The 18492-nt window shown below is 72.8% G+C and carries 20 protein-coding genes; 13 read left to right on the top strand and 7 right to left on the bottom strand.

From position 1 onward, the window contains the following. Positions 1–234: 234 nt before the first annotated feature. Complete coding sequence (locus tag AB0K03_RS28820; protein WP_364690889.1) at positions 235–921, bottom strand: SOS response-associated peptidase; 687 nt, start codon at positions 919–921, stop codon at positions 235–237. Positions 922–1010: 89 nt separating this feature from the next. Between AB0K03_RS28820 and aroA the strand changes: the two genes are divergently transcribed. The 6 genes from aroA to AB0K03_RS28790 all read left to right on the top strand — a co-directional run bounded on the left by aroA (position 1011) and on the right by AB0K03_RS28790 (position 6868). Beyond that, positions 1011–2303 (top strand): 3-phosphoshikimate 1-carboxyvinyltransferase, encoded by a 1293-nt coding sequence (gene aroA / locus AB0K03_RS28815; RefSeq protein WP_364690886.1) that lies wholly within the window; start codon positions 1011–1013, stop codon positions 2301–2303. Between the two features lie 2 nt (positions 2304–2305). Then, positions 2306–3358 (top strand): ribosome small subunit-dependent GTPase A, encoded by a 1053-nt coding sequence (rsgA, locus tag AB0K03_RS28810; RefSeq protein WP_364691042.1) that lies wholly within the window; start codon positions 2306–2308, stop codon positions 3356–3358. Between the two features lie 147 nt (positions 3359–3505). Beyond that, positions 3506–4309, top strand: coding sequence for a histidinol-phosphatase (gene hisN / locus AB0K03_RS28805; RefSeq protein WP_364690883.1), 804 nt, complete (start codon positions 3506–3508; stop codon positions 4307–4309). A 49-nt stretch (positions 4310–4358) separates the two neighbouring features. Further along, positions 4359–5258 (top strand): hypothetical protein, encoded by a 900-nt coding sequence (locus AB0K03_RS28800; RefSeq protein WP_364690880.1) that lies wholly within the window; start codon positions 4359–4361, stop codon positions 5256–5258. 268 nt (positions 5259–5526) lie between these two features. After that, positions 5527–6300: an ATP-binding protein gene (locus AB0K03_RS28795; protein WP_364690877.1), complete on the top strand. Its 774-nt coding sequence runs from the start codon at positions 5527–5529 to the stop codon at positions 6298–6300. A gap of 10 nt (positions 6301–6310) precedes the next feature. Further along, entirely contained in the window at positions 6311–6868 is a 558-nt protein-coding gene (locus AB0K03_RS28790) for a DUF5709 domain-containing protein (protein WP_364690874.1), read from the top strand. A gap of 42 nt (positions 6869–6910) precedes the next feature. Here AB0K03_RS28790 and AB0K03_RS28785 read toward each other — a convergent pair whose 3' ends face one another. After that, the gene (locus AB0K03_RS28785) at positions 6911–7543 is read right to left on the bottom strand and encodes a response regulator transcription factor (protein WP_364691040.1); all 633 of its coding nucleotides are present in this window, start codon (positions 7541–7543) and stop codon (positions 6911–6913) included. A gap of 19 nt (positions 7544–7562) precedes the next feature. Next, complete coding sequence (locus AB0K03_RS28780; RefSeq protein WP_364690871.1) at positions 7563–8693, bottom strand: MacS family sensor histidine kinase; 1131 nt, start codon at positions 8691–8693, stop codon at positions 7563–7565. A 25-nt stretch (positions 8694–8718) separates the two neighbouring features. Between AB0K03_RS28780 and AB0K03_RS28775 the strand changes: the two genes are divergently transcribed. From AB0K03_RS28775 to AB0K03_RS28765, 3 genes are all read left to right on the top strand, one after another. Beyond that, complete coding sequence (locus tag AB0K03_RS28775) at positions 8719–9135, top strand: ATP-binding protein (protein ID WP_364690868.1); 417 nt, start codon at positions 8719–8721, stop codon at positions 9133–9135. 113 nt (positions 9136–9248) lie between these two features. Further along, positions 9249–10307 carry a carbohydrate-binding protein gene (locus AB0K03_RS28770; RefSeq protein WP_364690866.1) on the top strand — a complete coding sequence of 353 codons (1059 nt, stop codon included), beginning with the start codon at positions 9249–9251 and terminating at the stop codon, positions 10305–10307. A 125-nt stretch (positions 10308–10432) separates the two neighbouring features. Further along, positions 10433–11674 carry a family 16 glycosylhydrolase gene (locus AB0K03_RS28765; RefSeq protein WP_364690863.1) on the top strand — a complete coding sequence of 414 codons (1242 nt, stop codon included), beginning with the start codon at positions 10433–10435 and terminating at the stop codon, positions 11672–11674. A gap of 53 nt (positions 11675–11727) precedes the next feature. Here the strand turns inward: AB0K03_RS28765 and AB0K03_RS28760 are convergent, their stop codons facing one another. Together AB0K03_RS28760 and AB0K03_RS28755 are read right to left on the bottom strand one after the other, a co-directional pair. Further along, positions 11728–12966, bottom strand: coding sequence for a chitosanase (locus tag AB0K03_RS28760; RefSeq protein ID WP_364690860.1), 1239 nt, complete (start codon positions 12964–12966; stop codon positions 11728–11730). A gap of 23 nt (positions 12967–12989) precedes the next feature. Beyond that, positions 12990–13244, bottom strand: coding sequence for a hypothetical protein (locus tag AB0K03_RS28755; RefSeq protein ID WP_364690857.1), 255 nt, complete (start codon positions 13242–13244; stop codon positions 12990–12992). Between the two features lie 103 nt (positions 13245–13347). On the opposite strand from AB0K03_RS28755, the gene malQ reads away from it, so the two are divergent. From malQ to AB0K03_RS28740, 3 genes are read left to right on the top strand one after another with little or no spacing between them, the layout of a single operon-like run. Next, on the top strand, positions 13348–15291 hold the full coding sequence (gene malQ, locus AB0K03_RS28750) for a 4-alpha-glucanotransferase (protein ID WP_364690854.1): 1944 nt from the start codon (positions 13348–13350) through the stop codon (positions 15289–15291). Next, positions 15288–15467, top strand: a complete 180-nt coding sequence (locus AB0K03_RS28745; protein WP_364690852.1) for an antitoxin — start codon at positions 15288–15290, stop codon at positions 15465–15467. The genes malQ and AB0K03_RS28745 overlap by 4 nt, the downstream gene beginning before the upstream one ends. 59 nt (positions 15468–15526) lie before the next feature. Beyond that, positions 15527–15706 (top strand): antitoxin, encoded by a 180-nt coding sequence (locus AB0K03_RS28740; protein WP_364690849.1) that lies wholly within the window; start codon positions 15527–15529, stop codon positions 15704–15706. 50 nt (positions 15707–15756) lie between these two features. Here AB0K03_RS28740 and AB0K03_RS28735 read toward each other — a convergent pair whose 3' ends face one another. Next, complete coding sequence (locus tag AB0K03_RS28735) at positions 15757–16140, bottom strand: hypothetical protein (protein ID WP_364690846.1); 384 nt, start codon at positions 16138–16140, stop codon at positions 15757–15759. Positions 16141–16320: 180 nt separating this feature from the next. Here AB0K03_RS28735 and AB0K03_RS28730 point away from each other — a divergent pair, with 180 nt between their 5' ends. Beyond that, complete coding sequence (locus tag AB0K03_RS28730) at positions 16321–17304, top strand: anti-sigma factor RsbA family regulatory protein (RefSeq protein ID WP_364690843.1); 984 nt, start codon at positions 16321–16323, stop codon at positions 17302–17304. Here AB0K03_RS28730 and AB0K03_RS28725 read toward each other — a convergent pair. Further along, a complete protein-coding gene (locus AB0K03_RS28725; RefSeq protein ID WP_364690840.1) occupies positions 17237–18490 on the bottom strand; it encodes a DUF1501 domain-containing protein in 1254 nt (417 codons plus the stop codon). The genes AB0K03_RS28730 and AB0K03_RS28725 overlap by 68 nt on opposite strands. Positions 18491–18492: the final 2 nt, after the last annotated feature.

The following is an 18492-nucleotide window of genomic DNA, read 5'->3' as shown; positions in this document are numbered from 1 at the left end:
CCCCCGTGGGTACCGGTAGAGCCGTGGCGACCTGGTCCGCACCGTGCGTACCGTCACCACACCGGCGCTGGTTTCTATCGCACGGAGGAAGATCAGAACAAGGGTCTTATCTATCTCGCAACAAAGTTGGCAGCGAGAAAGGCGAGCGTAACGGGGCAAAGCGGTATCCCAATTCGCCGAGACACGGCAATCAGGACACCGCGGCCGGTGCCAGATTGCGGGATACCGAAACGGTCAGAACAGCGTCCCCTCCAGCTCGTCGGCGCCCGTCGCCGCGACCAGCGCCGGCCCGTTGTTGCGCACGTTGCCCACCTCGGGTCCGACCGGGCGCACCTCAATCGCCGCCAGGTCGGGCTCCGACAGCGGGCGCAGCAGCTCCTCGGCCTCGCCGCCGCCCGCGAGCCAGGCCGGCCACCGCTCGGCCGGCAGGATCAGCGGCATCCGATCGTGCACGGCCTTGAGGCCGCCCAGCGCCGCGGTGGTCAGCACGCTGCAGGTCAGCGTCTCGCCCCGCCACATCGTCCAGATGCCCGCGAAGGCGAGCACCGAGGAGTCGTGCGGGGTCATGTAGTACGCCTGCCGCTGCCTGCCCGTGCGGACCCACTCGTACCAGCCGTCCGCCGGGACCAGGCAGCGCCGGCGCTGGAAGGACGCGGCGAACGCGGGCGACTGCGCGACGGTCTCCGACCGGGCGTTGATCATCCGGGCCCCGGCGCGCAGGTCCTCGGCCCAGGGCGGCACCAGACCCCAGCGCGCGGTGTCCACCACCCGCCCGTCGTGCCGCTCCGACATGCGGATCAGTGGCACCGGATCGGTCGGGGCGACGTTCCAGCTGGCGGCGGGCGTCTCGGAGACGGCGACGGCATCGAAGAGCTCACCGAGGTCGGCCTCGCTCTTCGTCGTCGCGTAGCGCCCGCACATGCGCCAGACCCTACGCCGCACACCGCACGCCCGCTGACCCGCCGCGGATGCGGCACGCCCTTCGAGAGTTGTCGTACCCGACCGGCAGAATGGGCTCCGTGACAGCAGAAGCCCGTCCCTGGACCGCGCCCGTCGCCTCGGGTCCCGTGTCCGCCACCGTGCGGCTGCCCGGGTCCAAGTCGATGACCGCGCGCGCCCTGGTGCTCAGCGCACTCGCCGACGGGCCGTCGGAGATCCGCCGCCCGCTGCGCGCCCGCGACACCACGTTGATGGCCGCCGGGCTGCGGGCGCTGGGCGTCGCGATCGACACGTCCTCCGACGACGCGTGGACGGTGGAGCCGGGTCCGCTGCGTGGCCCGGCCACGGTGGACGTGGGCCTGGCCGGCACGATCATGCGGTTCGCGCCCCCGGTGGCCGCGCTGGCCGACGGCACGGTGACGTTCGACGGCGATCCGCACGCGCGCAACCGCCCGCTGCGGCCGATCGTCGAGGCGTTGCGCGCCCTCGGGGCCGTCGTGGACGCCTCACCCTCCGGCGGGCTGCCCCTCGTGGTGCACGGCACCGGGGTGGTGGAGGGCGGCGAGGCGGTCATCGACGCCTCCGGCTCCAGCCAGTTCGTCTCGGGCCTGCTGCTGTCCGCGCCACGGTTCGCCAAGGGGCTGGTGCTGCGCCACGAGGGGCCGCCGGTGCCGTCCGCGCCGCATCTTCGAATGACCACGCACATGTTGCGGGCCGCCGGAGCGGTGGTGGACGAGAGCGTGCCGGACGTGTGGGCCGTCGAGCCGGGCCCGCTGCGCGGACGCACGTGGGAGATCGAGCCCGACCTGTCCGGCGCAGCGCCGTTCTTCGCCGCCGCCATGGTCACCGGCGGCACGGTCACGCTCGCCGGTTGGCCGCGCGACAGCTGGCAGCCGGTCGGGATCCTCACCGAGCTGCTCACCGCGCTGGGGGCCGAGGTGAGCCAGGGCGACGACGGCCTGACCGTGCGGGGCACCGGCGAGTTGCGCGGCATCGACGCCGACCTGTCCGAGGTCAGCGAGCTCACCCCGGTCGTCGCCGCGCTCGCCGCGCAGGCCGGCTCCCCGTCGTCGCTGCGCGGGGTCGCCCACATCCGCGGCCACGAGACCGACCGCCTCGCCGCGCTCGCCCGCGAGCTCGGCAAGGCGGGCGCGGGCGTCGTCGAGCACCCCGACGGGCTGGACATCACGCCGGGCCCGCTGCGGCCGGCCACCCTCGAGACGTACGCGGACCACCGGATGGCCCACGCCGCGGCGGTGATCGGCCTCGCCGCCGCCGGCACGGAGCTCACCGACGTAGCGTGTACGTCGAAGACGCTGCCCGAGTTCCCGGAGCTCTGGGCCGGCCTCGTGACGGGGAGCTGACCCTGCCGCCGCGCAAACGGGAGTACGACGAGGACGACGTCCGGATCCGTCCGGGCCGGTCGTCGCGCCCGCGTACCCGGACCCGGCCGAAGCACGAGGACGCCGTCGACGCGCTCGTGATCACGGTGGACCGCGGCCGCTACGGCTGTGTCCGGGAGGACGCGGAGAGCGAAGCGGAGATCATCACCGCGATGCGCGCCCGCGAGCTGGGGCGCAAGTCCGTGGTGGTGGGCGACCGGGTGGCCCTGGTGGGCGACGTGTCCGGGGATGCCGGCGCGCTGGCCCGCATCGTGCGCATCTCCGAGCGGACGTCGGTGCTGCGGCGTACGGCCGACGACGACGACACCACGCCCGAGGGCCGCCTCGAGCGCGTGGTGGTCGCCAACGCCGACCAGCTGGTGATCGTCAGCGCGCTGGCCGACCCGCCGCCGCGGACCGGCTTCATCGACCGGTGCCTGGTGGCCGCGTACGACGCCGACGTCGAGCCGCTGCTCTGTCTCACCAAGGCCGACCTGGCCGGCCCCGAGCAGGTGCTCGACTACTACGCCGAGCTGGACCTGCCGTACGTGCTGGTCCAGCCGGAGAGCGACCTCGGCGAGCTGCGCGAGCACCTCGCCGGGCGCATCTCGGTGCTCGTCGGGCACTCCGGCGTGGGCAAGTCCACGCTGGTCAACCGTCTCGTGCCGGACGCGCTGCGGGCCGTGGGCGTGGTCAGCGCGGTCGGCAAGGGACGGCACACCTCGACCAGCGCGGTCGCGCTGCGGCTGCCCCGGATCCGGCGCAAGGGCGATCCCGGCTGGATCATCGACACGCCGGGCATCCGCAGCTTCGGGCTGGCGCACGTGAGCGCGGAGAGCCTGCTGCACGGCTTCCCCGACCTGGTCGAGGGCACGGTGGACTGCCCGCCCAACTGCGGTCACACGGCCGCCGACGTCGACTGCGCCCTGGACGCCTGGGTGGCGGACGGCAAGGCGGACCAGCGCCGGCTGGCCTCGTACCGCCGGCTTCTGAGCAGCCGCGCCGGCGACCTGGACCCGCGCGACCACATCGAGTGACGCCCCGCCGGGCGCGCCGGCCGGGGCCCGCACGACCTGGGACGCCGCGGCCGCACACCGCGCCCGGACCGCGCGGCCGGACCTCCGGGCCGGGCGGCGCGCACCCGGCGCGGCGTGGGTGGGACCACGATCGGCTAGCGTGCCCGCATGGCTTCGTACGCCGACGACCTCGCGCTCGCCCACCTGCTGGCCGACACCGCCGACTCGATCTCCATGGCGCGGTTCCGGGCGCTGGACCTGCATGTGCAGTCCAAGCCCGACCTGACCCCGGTCTCCGACGCCGACACCGCCGTCGAGCAGGCGATCCGCTCGACGCTGGCCCGGGCCCGGCCGCGTGACGGCGTCATCGGGGAGGAGTTCGGCAGCTCCACCGCGCCCGCGGGGGCCGGGAACCGGCACTGGGTGATCGACCCGATCGACGGCACGAAGAACTTCATCCGCGGCGTGCCGATCTGGGGCACGCTGATCGCGCTGATGGAGGGCGAGCGGCCGGTCGCCGGGCTGGTCTCCGCGCCCGCGCTGGGCCGCCGCTGGTGGGGCGCGCTCGGCCACGGCGCGTACGCGGGCAAGCACCAGCGGGCCGCCACGAAGCTCTCCGTCTCCGGGGTGCGGCGGCTGTCCGACGCGAGCCTGGCGTACGCGAGCCTGCCCGACTGGGAGAAGGCGGGCTACCTGGAGCCGATGCTGGACCTGATGCGCGACACGTGGCGCTCCCGCGGGTACGGCGACTTCTACGGCTACATGCTGCTCGCCGAGGGCGCGGTGGACGCGATGGTCTACCCCGACCTCTCGCTGTGGGACGTGGCGGCACTGATCCCGATCGTCCTGGAGGCCGGCGGCGCCTTCACCGACCTGGCCGGCCAGCGCGCGCCCGGCGACGGCAGCGCCATCGCTACGAACGGTCACCTGCACGAAGAGATCCTCGGGCGGCTGGCGCGCGGCCGGGCCTGACGCACCGTTCGTCCTCCGGCGCCCTTCGCGGCTGGTCTATTCTCGCCGAGTGATGTCCGCGGGCTGGGTGTACCTGGCAGCCATGATCGCCGCGTACGGGGTGGCGAATCTGCTGCAGTCCGTGGCGGCGGCGCGGACGAGCGTGCACCACACCTTCGACCCGCAGCTGCTGGTGCGTCTCGCCTGTCAGCGTACGTATCTGTTCGGCGTCGTCTGTCAGGTGCTGGGCTTCGTGCTGGCGTTCCTCGCGCGCCGGGATCTGCCGCTCTTCCTCGTGCAGGCCAGCGTCGCGGCGGGGCTCGGCGTCACGGCGCTGCTGGGCGTCATCGTGCTGAAGTGGGCGCTGCCCGTGGCCGAGGTGGCGCTGCTCGCGCTGCTGCTGGTGGGCATCACCGCCCTCGTGGTGTCCGCGCAGCCGGCGCCGTCGCGGCCGCTGGGCATGGCGGGCGTGGTCGGCTTGACGGTGGCGCTCGTCGTGATCGGCGTGCTCGGGTTCTTCGCGGTACGCCTGCACGGCGCCCTCGGCTCGGTGGTGCTCGGTTCCCTGGCCGGCATCGCGTTCTCGGCGGCGGCGATCGCAGCGCGCCCGCTGGCGAACGAGCACTCGGCCTCCGGTTTTCTGACCAACCCGCTGCTCTATCTGTTGATCGCGCACTCGGTGGTGGGTCAGCTCCAGCTGGGCCTGGCCATGCAGCGGGGCTCGACCACGGCCGCGGTCGCCGCGATGGACGCCGCCGGGGCGGTGCCGGCGGCGATCGTGGGGCTGCTGCTGCTCGGCGACCGGATCCATCCGGGGCGCGAGTGGCTGGCGGCGGTCGGGTTCGTCATCACGCTGGGTTCGGTGATCGCGATGACCCGGTACGCCGAGCCGCAACACCACCACGCGACCAGCCGGGCCACGAACGGGCGACGGCCGGAAGGGGCCCAGCTGCGCCCGGCCGCCCGATGAGCCACGGCCACGATCAGCCACGCGGCCACGATCAGCCACCCGGCCACGACCAGCTACCGGGCCCTGATCAGCCGCCCGGTCGCTCGATGAGCCGCGTTCGCGTCACGGAACGCCGCCCGACCGGCTTCAAGGTGCATGAGCGGCGATCGGCGGGGTACAGAGCCCCCCATGACCATGCTTCGCTTATGCACCAAATAGTGCATACCGTGCCGAAGTTCATCCCCGCAACAATGCGAACGCCCCACGCGTTATGCACAATGGAGTGATCATGCCGAGCGAGGTCCGACACCGGGTCGACAGCGGGCTGACCTACCCGGTCGTCCGGCTCACCGGGGTGCTCGACGCCGACTCCGTTCCCGCCGTACGGTCCGCGCTGCTCGACGTGCTGGCCGCGCAACCGGAGGCGCTGGTCGCCGACGTCCGCGAGCTGTCCCTCGGCGCGCCCGAGGCGGCGACCGTGCTCGGCGACGTGGCCCGCGCCGGCGCCGACTGGCCCGGAGCACCCGTCGCGCTGTGCGCCGGTGAGGACGCCCGGCCCTGGCACGGGGCCGGCCTGCCCACCTGGCCGACGCTCGAGGACGCGTTCGCCGCCCTCGGCGAGCCGTCGCCGGACCACTTCCTCAACGCCCCGCTGGAACCGGTCGTCGGCGCCGCGCGGCGCTCCCGGGAGCTCGTCACGGAGGCGTGCGGCCGCTGGGAGCTTCCCGACCTGGCGGGCCCCGCGTGCATCGTCATCACCGAGATGGTCAACAACGTGGTGGCACACGCGCACACGGACATGGTCGTCCTGCTCGGGCTGCACGGCGGGACGATGACCGTGGCGGTGCGCGACCGCTCCCCCGACGTGCCGCGGTTCTCCGGCGAGCCGGTGCCGGTGACCTCGTACGGCGGCCGCGGCCTGCTGCTCATCGACTCGGTGGCCAGCAGCTGGGGCTGCCTGCCCGTGACCGGCGGCAAGGTGGTGTGGGCCGCGCTCACGGCCGAGGAGGAGCCGGCCGGAGATCTGCGCGGCACAGGCATGGCGGGGCACTCCCGCGGGTAATCGGCACGGTATGCGAGACGACGACTTCCCGACCGAGGTCTCCGATCCGGAGGCGTCCGGCCTGCCCGAGACGGCGGACGACGATTCCAACGCGTACGACGAGGTGGACAGCGGCCGGTGGGCGGACGGCCCCGACCCGGCCGCGCTCGCGGGGGTGGGCCCGGGCGGCGCGAACCGCTACGGCAACACCGCCGAGGAGCAGCGCGAGGGCGAATCGCTCGACTACCGGCTCCGCCAGGAGCAGCCGGACGTCGGCGCGGAGGACCCGCTGCCGCCGCGGCGCGACCCGTACGACGAGACGGTCGACGACCCGGAGCAGCGGCAGCTGGACGCGGACGTGTGGGGCCAGAGCCCGACGTCGGACCCGAACTCGCCGGTCTCCCTCTACGACGACGGCCAGCTCGACGACGCCGGCCCGGAGCCGGTGGGCCGCCTGGTGGAGCCGGACGAAGGCTTCGGCACCGACGACGAGCCGGACAGCGTCGCCTACGACGCGGGGGCGGCCGGTGGCGGCGCCTCGGCGGAGGAGGCGGCCATGCACGAGACCAACGCCCCGAACTACCACTGACTCGCGGATGACACCCCGGCAGCCACGACTGCCGGGGTGTTGCTAGTCGAGGCCCTTCTCGATCGCGTACCGGGTCAGCTCGACGCGGTTGTGCAGCTGCAGCTTGCCCAGCGTGTTCTGGACGTGGTTCTGCACGGTCCGGTGGCTCAGCACGAGCCGCTCGGCGATCTGCCGGTACGACAGCCCCTTGGCCACGAGCCGCAGCACCTCGGTCTCGCGCTCGGTCAGCTTCGGGGTCATGCCGTCGTCCCCGGCGGCGGGCTCGACGGCCAGCCGCCGGAACTCCCCGAGCACCAGCCCCGCGAGCCCCGGCGTGAACACCGTGTCGCCGGCCGCCGTACGCCCCACGGCCTCCAGGAACTCCGCCTGGCCGGCCGACTTGAGCAGGTATCCGGACGCGCCGGCCTTGACCGCGTCGAGCACGCTCTGCTGCTCCCCGCTGGCGGAGAGCATGAGCACCCGGACCGAGGGCAGCGCGGCGAGCAGCCCGGTGATCACCTCGACCCCGGAGATGTCGGGCAGCTGCAGGTCCAGCACGACCACGTCGGGGCGGGCGGCCCCGGCGATGCGCACGGCCTGGCGGCCCTCCCCGGTCGTCGCGACGACGTCGTACCCGGCCGCGGCGAGGTCCCGCGCCACGCCGTCGCGCCACATCGGGTGGTCGTCGACCACCATCACCTTGACTGCCACGGGCTCAGCCTATCGAGGGCCGGGGGACGCGGAGCTCGACCTCCGTGCCCTCGCCGGGCGCCGAGGTGATCGTCACCGTGCCGCCCAGGTCGGCGACGCGGCCGCGGATCGACTGGGCCACCCCGAGCCGGCCCTGCTGCTCGGCCTCGGTGAGCCGGTCGGGCGGGATGCCGCAGCCGTCGTCGCGGACGCTGACGGTGACCGAGCCGGGCTCGTCCTCGACGAGCACCCAGACCTTGGTGCCGGGGTCGCAGTGCCGGGTGACGTTGTCCAGGGCGGCCGCGACCGCGGCCGCGATCTCGGTCGCGACGCGTCCGGGCAGGCGGACCGCCTCCGCGGGTGCCGCGACCGACACGGTCGATGACGCGTACGGCTCCAGCAACGTCATCAGGTCGACCTCCGCGTTGGCGTCCACGGGCGCCGCGCTGCGTCCCGTGACGAGCGTGCGCAGCGCCGCCTCCTGCTCCCCGGCGAGGCGGGCGAGCTCCCCGGCCTCCCCGTCGAGGCCGGCGCCGCGCCGCTTGACGAGGGCGAGGACCTGCAGCACGGAGTCGTGGATGTCGCGCGCGAGGCGTTCGCGCTCGCGGGTGGCGGCCTCCATCTGGATCGCGCGTTCCAGCCGCTTCTGGGACACCTCGGCGATCCCCACGAGGTAGCCGACGGCGAGCGCGGCGAGCAGCATGAGCACCGTGCCCGTGTACGCCGCCTGGTCGTAGTGGTTGCGCACGACGAGGTCCGTGGCGCCCATGGCCAGCGCCGCGGCGATACCCCAGCGGCGGCCGCCGGCCACGGCCCAGGCGATGACCGGCGCGACGTGCCAGGCGACCGCGAGGGTGGGCTTGCCGTCCTTGAGCGCGGCGGCCCCGACGATCCAGGCGCTGGACGCCATCACCGCCATGGTGACGATCAGGTCGGCGACGAGCAGCGGCGGCCGGCGCCGGGCCGGTACGGCGTACGCGTACGTCGTGAAGACGGTCCATCCCGCGGTCAGCGCGAGCACCGGCCAGGCGAACACCGGGCGCTCGTACACGCTGACGTTCTGCACCACGAGGATGGTCACGTACACCAGGGCGGCGATGCGGTACACCGCGATCGCCCGCCAGAGCGGCGTCTGCAGCCCGCTCGATTCCGCCATGGGCTGACCCTACTCACCGAGCGGAATGATCAGGGGTCGCCTACCGTCTGAAGACATCGGTACGCACTTGCTCATCTCGGAGACGTTCGACCGCAGCCGGGTCGCAGCGCTGCGGCACGCCGTCGCGGCCGAGGCAGGCGGTGCCGGGCTCACCGGCGACCGGCTCGACGATTTCGTCGTGGCTGTGAACGAGTTGCTGACCAATGCGGTGCGCCACGGCGGCGGAACCGGTCACCTCACCCTGTGGTGCGAGGCGTACGCGGTGACGTGCGAGGTCGCCGACCGCGGCGCCGGCGCCGGACCGCTGCCGCGGGAGAAACCCGCGCCGGACCAGCCCGGCGGGTGGGGCCTTTATCTCGTCCGGGAGCTCACCGACACATTCGTGATCAAAAGCGGACCCGAAGGGACGGCCGTACGCATCTCGAGCCGCCTGCCCGGCTAAAACCTGAATCTTTTTTTAATTGCCCGAGTTCACTCTTGACGTTTGCCCTTAGATCTTCTTAGGTCTCTGCTGACGCATCAGCATCACGCCACCGCTCCCCCGGAGGTTTTCCCGTGCCGCGACACAGCGCGCAGCAGCAGCCCGCGTGGCTGCGCCCCCGACTCGTCGTCACGCTCGCCGTCGCGACCGCCGGCCTGGCCACCGCGATCTGGCTGCCGACCCGGAGCGACAGCGCCGACGCGTCGGAGCGCGACCGCGGCGGCAGCACCGGCCAGCGCCGCAACCTGGAGGGCTTCCGCGCGTCGCTGGACAGCTTCTCCGACGACTTCGGCGGCCCGGCGGGCAGCACCGTCGACCCGCAGAAGTGGGTGCTGGACACGAGCCGCTCCGACGCGGGCGTGCAGTTCAGCCAGAGCACCCGCAACGCGCGCCTGGACGGCGAGGGCAACCTGCTGCTGACCGCGCGGGAGAGCCGCCGCAGCGGGCTCACCTCGGCCCGGCTGGTGTCCCGGTCGACGTTCCGCCGGGAGTCCGGCGAGGTCTCGGCCCGCATCCAGGTGCCCGCCGGCGAGGGGATCAAGCCCGCGTTCGAGGTGATCACCGCGGGCGGTCGTGGCGGCGGCGCGATCGACCTGCTCGCCGAGCCGGTCGCCGACGGCTTCCACACGTACGCGGTCTCCTGGACGCCCGACACCGTCACCTTCTCCGTCGACGGCAGCGCAGTGCGCCAAATGCGGGTCCCCGGCGGGACAGACCAGCCGTTCAGCATCGCGCTGAGCCTCGCGGTGACCGACGCCCGCCGCGCGGAGCTGCCGGCCCGCATGGTGGTCGACGCGGTGAGTGTGACCGGCACGGCCGACCCGTCGGCGCCCCCGACCGAAGAGCCCACGGCCCCGCCGACCACCGAACCGACCGCTCCTCCCACCGAGGAGCCGACGACGCCGCCGACCACCCCGCCGACCACGGAACCGACGGCCGCGCCCACGACGACCGCTCCGCCCACGACGCCGCCCCCGTCGAAGCCGGCCAAGCAGGCCTGGAAGCCGTTCACGGACTACGTCGCCGGTCAGATCGTCACCTTCAAGGGCAAGGACTACGAGGTGCTGGAGGCCCACACCTCGCTGCCCGGCTGGGAGCCGACCGCCCTTCCGAACCTCTTCAAGAAGCTCTGAGGGGAAACCTCCGGGGAAAAACCGGTTATCGGGAGTTCCGGAACTGATCTCCCTTGACTGGCAGCAGTCGATTTGTAAAGACTGCTAAGAGTGTTACAAACCTCTTCCCCCGGAGGCACATCCCCATGCGCGCAGCAAGAGCTCTTCTGGCGGCGGCGGTAGTCGCTGTCACCGTCTCGGGCGGCCTCCTCGCCGCCTCCCGCAACGACACGGCTGATGCCGCCATCGGCGGTATCACCTGGTCCGACGAGTTCAACGGCCCCGCCGGCTCGTCGGTGGACCCCGCCAAGTGGAAGTTCGACATCGGCGGCAGCGGCTGGGGCAACGACGAGCGGCAGTATTACACCAATTCGACCAGCAACGTCTCGATGGACGGGCAGGGCCACCTCGCGATCACCGCGCGCAAGGAGAACCCGGCCGGCTACCAGTGCCACTACGGCACGTGCCAGTACACGTCCGGCCGCATCCTGACGGCGGACAAGTTCTCGCAGACGTACGGCCGCTTCGAGGCCAGCATCAAGATCCCGCGAGGTCAGGGCATCTGGCCGGCGTTCTGGATGCTGGGCGGCAACAGCTGGCCCAACACCGGCGAGATCGACATCATGGAGAACGTCGGCAAGGCCCCGAACACCGTGTACGGCACCGTGCACGGCCCCGGCTACTCGGGCGCGGAGGGCATCGGCGGCAACCGCACCCTCGGCTCCGCGCTGGCCGACGGCTTCCACAACTACCGGGTGGACTGGTCGCCCAACCTCATCGTCTGGTACCTGGACGGCTCGGAATACTTCCGGGTCACGCCGTCCAACCTCGGCGGCGACCAGTGGGTGTTCGACCACAACTTCTTCATGATTTTGAACGTGGCGGTCGGCGGCTACTGGCCGGGCTACCCGGACGGCACCACCCAGTTCCCGCAGACCATGCTCGTCGACTACGTACGCGTGTCGGCCTGGAACAACGACGGCGGCACGCCCCCGCCGGCCACCGGCGCCACCATGCTCAAGTCGAACTTCAGCGGCCGCTGCATCGACATCCCGGGGGCCAACCCGGTCGACGGCGCCCGGCTGCAGATGTACGACTGCAACGGCAGCAACGCCCAGAAGTGGGCCCCGCAGAGCAACGGCACGCTGCAGGCGATGGGCAAGTGCATGGACCCGGCCGGCGGCGCGCTGACCAACGGCACCCCGATCCAGCTCGTCACCTGCAACGGCAACCCGGTGCAGCGGTTCACCCTCTCGGCGGCCAGCGACCTGGTGAACGTCTCCGCCAACAAGTGCGTCGACATCAAGGACTGGAACAGCGCCAACGGCGCGCAGCTCCAGCTCTGGGACTGCGGCGGCACCAGCAACCAGAAGTGGACGAAGGCCTGACCGACCGGGCCCTCAGCGGCCGGTGGCCCCGCAAGGGCCGCCGGCCGCTCGTGTCACGCCACCGCGAAGCGGTCGCCGTACACGTGCCAGGTGAGCGGGGCGTTCAGGTCGAGGTTGCCGGCGCGCAGGAAGACCCGCTGGGCCGTCTCCACCCGGCTGACGTCGCTGTGCGCTTCCTCCGTACGCATCTCCGCGACCCGGGCGTCCAGGAACGCGCTCAGCCAGACCGTCTCGTCGCCGCCCTGCTTCGGGGTCTTCGCGACCCGCAAGGCCGCCGAGCGGATGCTGCGCAGCCCCGACATACCGTGCATGACCGCGGCGTCGTAGTACGCGAACTGCCCGAGCGCACGCAGGCCGTCCGAGGTGGCGAGGGTGACCGACGGGTCGAAGTACATACTGTCCCGCGCGTCCTCCTGCGTCTTCTGGAAGACGGGGTCGGCCGCGGCCGCCTTCCACGCGGCCGGGAAGCCGGGGTCGAGGCCCGCGTGCGAGGCGGAGCCGTCGACGGCCCGCAGGGCGGGCAGGTACTTCGCGAGCCTGTTCTGCGGGGAGCGCCGGGTGTACTCGGTGACCACGGCGAGCATGTCCGAGGTGCCGGAGCAGAAGCCGATGATGCCGCCGGTGTAGCCGCGCCCGTCCTTGATGTCCTCGATGTAGCCGAACTGGCCCCGCCAGTTCAGCGTGGAGTTCTCCGCGCTGGAGACGAGCTCGAACGCGAGCTCCTTCTTGGCCGGGTCGGCGAGGCCCTTGGCCGCCGGAGGCACCGTGGGCGGGGCCGTCGTCGGCGCCACCCGGCTGGCCGGGCCGGGACCGTAGACCTGCATCTCGAACAACGAATATCCCGAGGCCCAGGCGCGCTGCGTGGCCAGCAGACGCAGGTAGCGCCCCGAGCCGCGCAGGCGTTTGACATCGTCGGCGCCGCCGTTGCCGGCTCGCGTGCGGTAGATGTCGGTCCAGGTGGCGCCGTTCGCGGAGAGCTGCAGACGGTACGCCCGCGCGTACGCCCTGTCCCAGTTCAGCCGTACGCGGGTGACCGCCTGCGTACGGCCCAGGTCGAGGCGCAGCCACTGGGTGCCGGCCGCGGTCGAGCTGGTCCAGCGGGTCGTGACGTCGCCGTCGACGGCCTTCGCCCCCGTACGCCTGGCGTCCTTGGCGCTGGAGGCCAGCACCGGATGCGTCCGGGAGAGCAGCACGTCGGTGGAAGCGTCCGCGGTCATCGAGACGACCAGCGGCACGGTGCAGACAGCGGCGATCCCCACGCCCAGCGCGACGACGCTTGCCCGCAATCTCACCCCTCGACGGTAGGGGCGGCCCCTCAGCGGCGTTTGCGGTTCCGTGAAATCAAGACGATCGCCAGGATGATGCCGCCGACCACGAGCAGGCAGCACAGCCCGCCGAAGATCGGGAAGAAGCCGAAGCCGCTGCGCCGGCGGCGGTACTTCGCCGCCTCGACGACGACCCCGTCGACGCCCTTGCTCGCGGCCCAGGCGTGCACGGGCACCACGAGCGTCAGGGCCACGCCCGTCACTGCCGCGCTCAACCGGGCCCACCACTTCGCTGCAGAAGACATGGCACCCAGTCTGGCGGATCTCCGCAAGACCGGCCGGGTGGGTACCCCGGCATAGCCGGGACAGGGCAGGGTATGCAGCAGGAACTTCAGATAGGGGGCGAAGTTGGACGCTGAGCTGACCGCGCTGGCCGAGGCGCACGGGGTCGCGACCTGGTACGAGGACTGGCACCGCGAGCGCAGGGACGTCTCGTCCGAGTCGGTGATCGGGGTGCTCGCCCTGCTCGGCGTCGACGCGTCCTCCCCGGCGTCGATCAAGCGCGAGCTCGCCGCCATCCGGGCCGCCGAGGAGCAGCAGCGGCTGCCCGGCACGATCGTGGTGCGGCAGGGGGAGACCCGGCCGCTGCCCGGACCCGGCCGCGTCGTCCAGGAGGACGGCACCACGCTCGAGGTCACCGGGATCACCGCGGACCTGCCGCTGGGCTGGCACCGGCTGAGCGTGGGCGACCAGGAGGTCACGCTGGTCGTCGTGCCCCGGCGCCTGCCCGAGCCGCCCGAGGCCTGGGGCTGGATGATCCAGCTGTACGCGCTGCACTCCGCCGCCTCCTGGGGCATGGGCGACCTCGGCGACCTGCGGACGTTGGTCGAGCACAGCCACGGCGCCGACCTGATCCTGCTGAACCCGCTGCACGCCATCACGCCCACCACGCCCGTGCAGACGTCGCCGTACTCGCCGTCGAGCCGGCGCTTCGCCAACCCGCTGTACCTGCGGGTGGCCGACACCGACGCGTACCGGCGGGCCGGCGCGGAGCTCCAGGCGCGGGTCGACGCGTTGCGGCCGGGTCCCACCGCGGACGGTCTGATCGACTACAGCGCGGTGTGGGAGGCCAAGCGGGCGGCCCTGGAGCTGCTCTGGCCGCTGGCCGGCGAGATCGACGTGGACGCCGACCCGGGCCTGACGGACTTCGCCACCTTCTGCGCGCTGGCCGAGGAGCACGGCCCCAACTGGCACGACTGGCCCGAGGAGCTGCGCCGGCCCGACACGCCGCAGGCTCAGGAGGCCCGCAAGAGCGAGCGGGTCGCCTTCCACGTCTGGCTGCAGGACCTGCTCAACGCCCAGCTCGACGCCGCCAACGAGGCGGCCCGGGCGCACGGCATGCCCGTCGGCATCGTGCACGACCTCGCCGTCGGCATCGACCCGAGCGGCGCGGACGGCTGGCTGCTGCAGGACGTGCTGGCCGCCGGCGTGCACGCGGGCGCGCCACCGGACGCGTTCAACCAGCTCGGACAGGACTGGGGGCTCGCGGCGTGGCGGCCCGACCAGCTCATCGCCACCGGGTACGCGGCGTACCGCGACATGCTGCGGCGCATCTTCCGGCACGCGGGCGGCCTGCGCGTGGACCACGTGGCCGGGCTGTGGCGGCTCTGGTGGGTGCCGCCGGGCATGGGACCCGCCGAGGGCACGTACGTGCACTACGACCCCGACGCGATGCTCGGCATCCTCGCGCTGGAGGCCGGACGGGCCGGCGCGGTGGTGGTCGGCGAGGACCTCGGCACCGTGCTCCCGGTGGTCACCGAGACGCTCGAGGACATGAACATGCTCGGCTCGGCGGTGCTGTGGTTCACCCGCGACTACGAGGACGACCCGGACGAGGGCTACCTGCCCGCGGCGCGGTACAAGCGCAACGCGCTGGCGACGATCTCCACTCACGACCTGCCGACCGCGGCGGGCTTCCTCGCCGGCGAGCAGGTGAAGGTCCGCGCCGAGCTCGGCCAGCTCGCCGGCCCGGTCGAGCAGGAACGCGCGAATGCGGACAAGGATCGTGCGCAGCTGCTGGCCCGCCTCACCGAGGAGGGGCTGATCACGGCGGAGAGCACGCCCGAGGAGATCGTCGTCGCGATGCACGAGTTCCTGGCCCGTACGCCGTCCCGCTTCGTCACGGCCTCGCTCTATGACGTGCTGGGCGAGCTCGACCAGCCCAACCTGCCCGGCACCACGGACGAGTACCCCAACTGGCGGATGCCGCTGCGCACGGCGTTGGAGAATATCGGGGAGGACCCGCGGGTGGCGCGGGTGGCCGAGGTGCTGAGCGCGAGGAGATCCCGATGAGTTTCCTGGACAAGGCCAAGGAGTTCGCCGACAAGCACGACGAGCAGGTCGACCAGGTGCTGGAGAAGCTCGGCGACGAGGTCGACAAGCGCACCGGGCACAAGTACACCTCGCAGATCGACCGCGGCGTGGACGAGGCGCAGAAGCGTACGGGCGACGGCGACACCCGGCCCTGAGGTTTCCCCCGCCCCTGCCCGGGAAGCTCAATGGCGAACACCGAGGAGAGGACGACGCCATGAGCTTCCTGGACAAGGCCAAGGACTTCGCCGACAAGCACGACGAGCAGGTCGACCAGGGCATCGACAAGGCCGGTGACCAGGTCGACCAGCGCACCGGCAACAAGTACTCGGACCAGATCGACAAGGGCGTCGACCAGGCGCAGGCGCGTACCGGTCAGGGCGACACCCAGCAGTGACCGCGTGACCCGGCCCCGCCGGCTCGCCTCAGGACGGCTCGCCCGTCCGCTCAGACGGCGAGCGGCGGGGGCCCCGGGTCGTCGTCGAGGGCGAACAGCATCGGGTGCACGGCCAGCCGGTGGTCCCGTTCCCGGCAGCGCGCCGGCGGGAGCAGCGACGAGCGGTGTTCCGGGTGCTCCGCGCAGTGCCGCATCGCGCGGCTCATGGCGTCCGAGTGGTGCCGGCCGCCGCCGTACTCACCGCAGTTTCCGCAGTCCCAGCGCCAGTAGGCCGGGCCCTCGTCCGACTCCTGCCGCCGGATCTTCAGCGGCGGGCCGGACCGGTGCTGGGCGGCCGCGAGGATCGCCGTCATGTCGGCGGTGGCCGGCGGCCCGGACGCCCGCCCCGGCCCGTCGCCGATGATCTCGGCCAGTGCGCTGCCCGTACCCGACACCACTCACCTCCGCATTCGTCGATCGCGCCCAGTGTGGACCGCGGCGCCGGAGCCGCAGGCGCGTTTCACGTTTCCGAGCCCCGGCTTTCACCCGCAGCGGTGCTCCGGCGGCCATCGGCTGCCCGGCCGGGATCCCGGCAGTGTTACCGTGGTCGATCAGCGGTGCTCGGAGGTGACCAGGTGGTTTTCACCCACTCCGCGTTCCTCTATGACGGCGACGCCACCTACGCCTCTACTTTGTCCGGATTCGTCCGGGACGGTCTGGAGCGCGGCGAGGCGGTCGCGGTGGCCGCTCCCCCGAGCCGGCTCGGCCTCCTGCGCGACACCCTGGCGGACGACGCCAAGGCCGTCCGCTTCCTGCCCGCCGACGAGTGGTACGTGCGCCCCGTACGCACGATCGCGGGCTGGGCGAGCATCCTGCGGTCCGCGGCCGAGGACGGCCGGCCGTACACGCGGCTCATCGGGGAGATCCCGTACGCCGACCGGCCCGACTCGTGGGTACGGTTCGAGGCGGCACTCAACCGGAGCCTCGCCGAGCTCCACGGTCATCTGCTGTGCCCGTACGATCGCTCCCACCTGCCGACGGCCGTCCTGGCCGCCGCCGGACGCACCCACCCCCGCCTGCACGACGGCGACTGGCGCGACAGCGCCGGGTACGAATCCCCCGAGCAGGTCCTCACTCTCACGCGCGAACCGCCCTGGCCGGTCTCGGGCGACCCGCTCGTCGCTCTGCCCATCGCCGAGACGGTGGCGGAGCTGCGCGCCGCGGTCCGCCGGCGCGCGGCGGACGAGGGCTGGCTCCCGGCCGACCGCGCGGAGCTGCTGGCCCTCGCGGTCAGCGAGCTGGCCACCAACGGGATCCGGCACGGCGGCGAACGCCGGGAGCTGCGCATCTGGGTGTTGTCCGACGCGGTGGTCGGCGAGATCGTCGACGACGGCCCCGGCTCACCGCAGCCGCTGGCCGGCTATCTGCTGCCCGACCCGACGACCGTCGGCGGCATGGGATTGTGGCTCATCCAGCAGTTGTGCGACTCGCTGTCGATCCACCGCGACGACGGCTTCACGTACGCGCGCTTCGCCGTGCGGCGCACCGCTCCTACCGCGTCTTCACCAGCCCCAGCGTGGACGGCCGCACTCCCGGGAACACCTTCGACACGTCCGTGACACCGCAGCGCCCGCGCAGGATCTCACCGATCACCGCCCGGTAGTCGGTGGTCACGGCCAGGTCGCCGTCGACCAGCCGGTTCGCGGCGAGGCCCGGCCACTTGCCGTGCACCTTGCCGCCGCGGACGCCACCGCCGAGCACGAGCATGGCGTTGCCGTAGCCGTGGTCCAGGCCGCCGGAGCCGTTCTGCGCGACCCGGCGGCCGAACTCACTGATCGTGACCAGCGTGACCCGGCCCAGGCCGGCGGGGCCGAGGTCGCGGGCGAACGCGGCGAGCGCCGAGGCGAGGGCGTTGAGGTGGTCGTACATGCGCTTGCCGGGCACGGCGGTGCCGAGGTTCTCGTGCATGTCCCAGTCGCCGGAGTCGACGCATGCGCTCGTCAGGCCCACGTCCGCCTTGATCAGCCGGGCCACGTCCTTCAGCGCCTTGCCGAGCTCGGTGTCCGGGTACGCGGCGCCGTTCGCGGGGGTGTACCCGGCGGCCTTCAGCTTCGCCGTGGTGGCCAGCGCGGACGTGGTCATCGCCGTGGTGGCGGCGAGGGCCGGCGGGGCCCCGGCGTACAGGGCCGCCATGGTGGCCGCCATCGGGCGGTTCTTGTCCTCGCCGTTGAGCACGAACGAGTCGACGGCGTGCAGCCCCAGGTCGGGGGCCGGACCGGCGAGCACCCGGGCCGGCATCGAGCTGCCCATCGACACGGCGTCGAACGCGCCGGCCGCGCCGAGCCCGCCCATCATGCGGTCCAGCCAGCCCGTACGGATCGACGTGCCCGGCGCCGCCCGCTCCAGCTCCTCCATCGCGGAGAAGTGCGAGCGGTTCGGCGCGGGCTGCCCCACGGCCTGCACCGCGCCCAGCGTTCCGGCCTTCCAGTACGGCAGCAGCGGCGCCAGCGCGGGGTTCAGCCCGAAGTACGCGTCACCGCCGATGAGCTGCCGCTTCGGCACCGCGATCCCGGGCCGGGCGGCGTAGTACGCGGCGTCCCCGGCCGGCACGACCGCGGACAGCCCGTCGAAGCCGCCGCGCAGCGAGAGCAGGACGAAGACATCTCCCGCGTACGCCGGGGACGCGAACGCCAGCTGGGTGCTGAGCTGCTCACCGGCGAGGCCCGCGAAGACCCCGGCCGCGCCCGCCGCCAGGAGCTTGCGCCGGCTGACCGGGCAGCCGCAGTTCTCGGTCGTCGTCGTCACGG

It is taken from the genome of Actinoplanes sp. NPDC049316, from assembly GCF_040677315.1.
Classification (GTDB): Bacteria; Actinomycetota; Actinomycetes; order Mycobacteriales; family Micromonosporaceae; genus Actinoplanes.
This window is presented reverse-complemented; position numbering and strand designations above follow the sequence as displayed.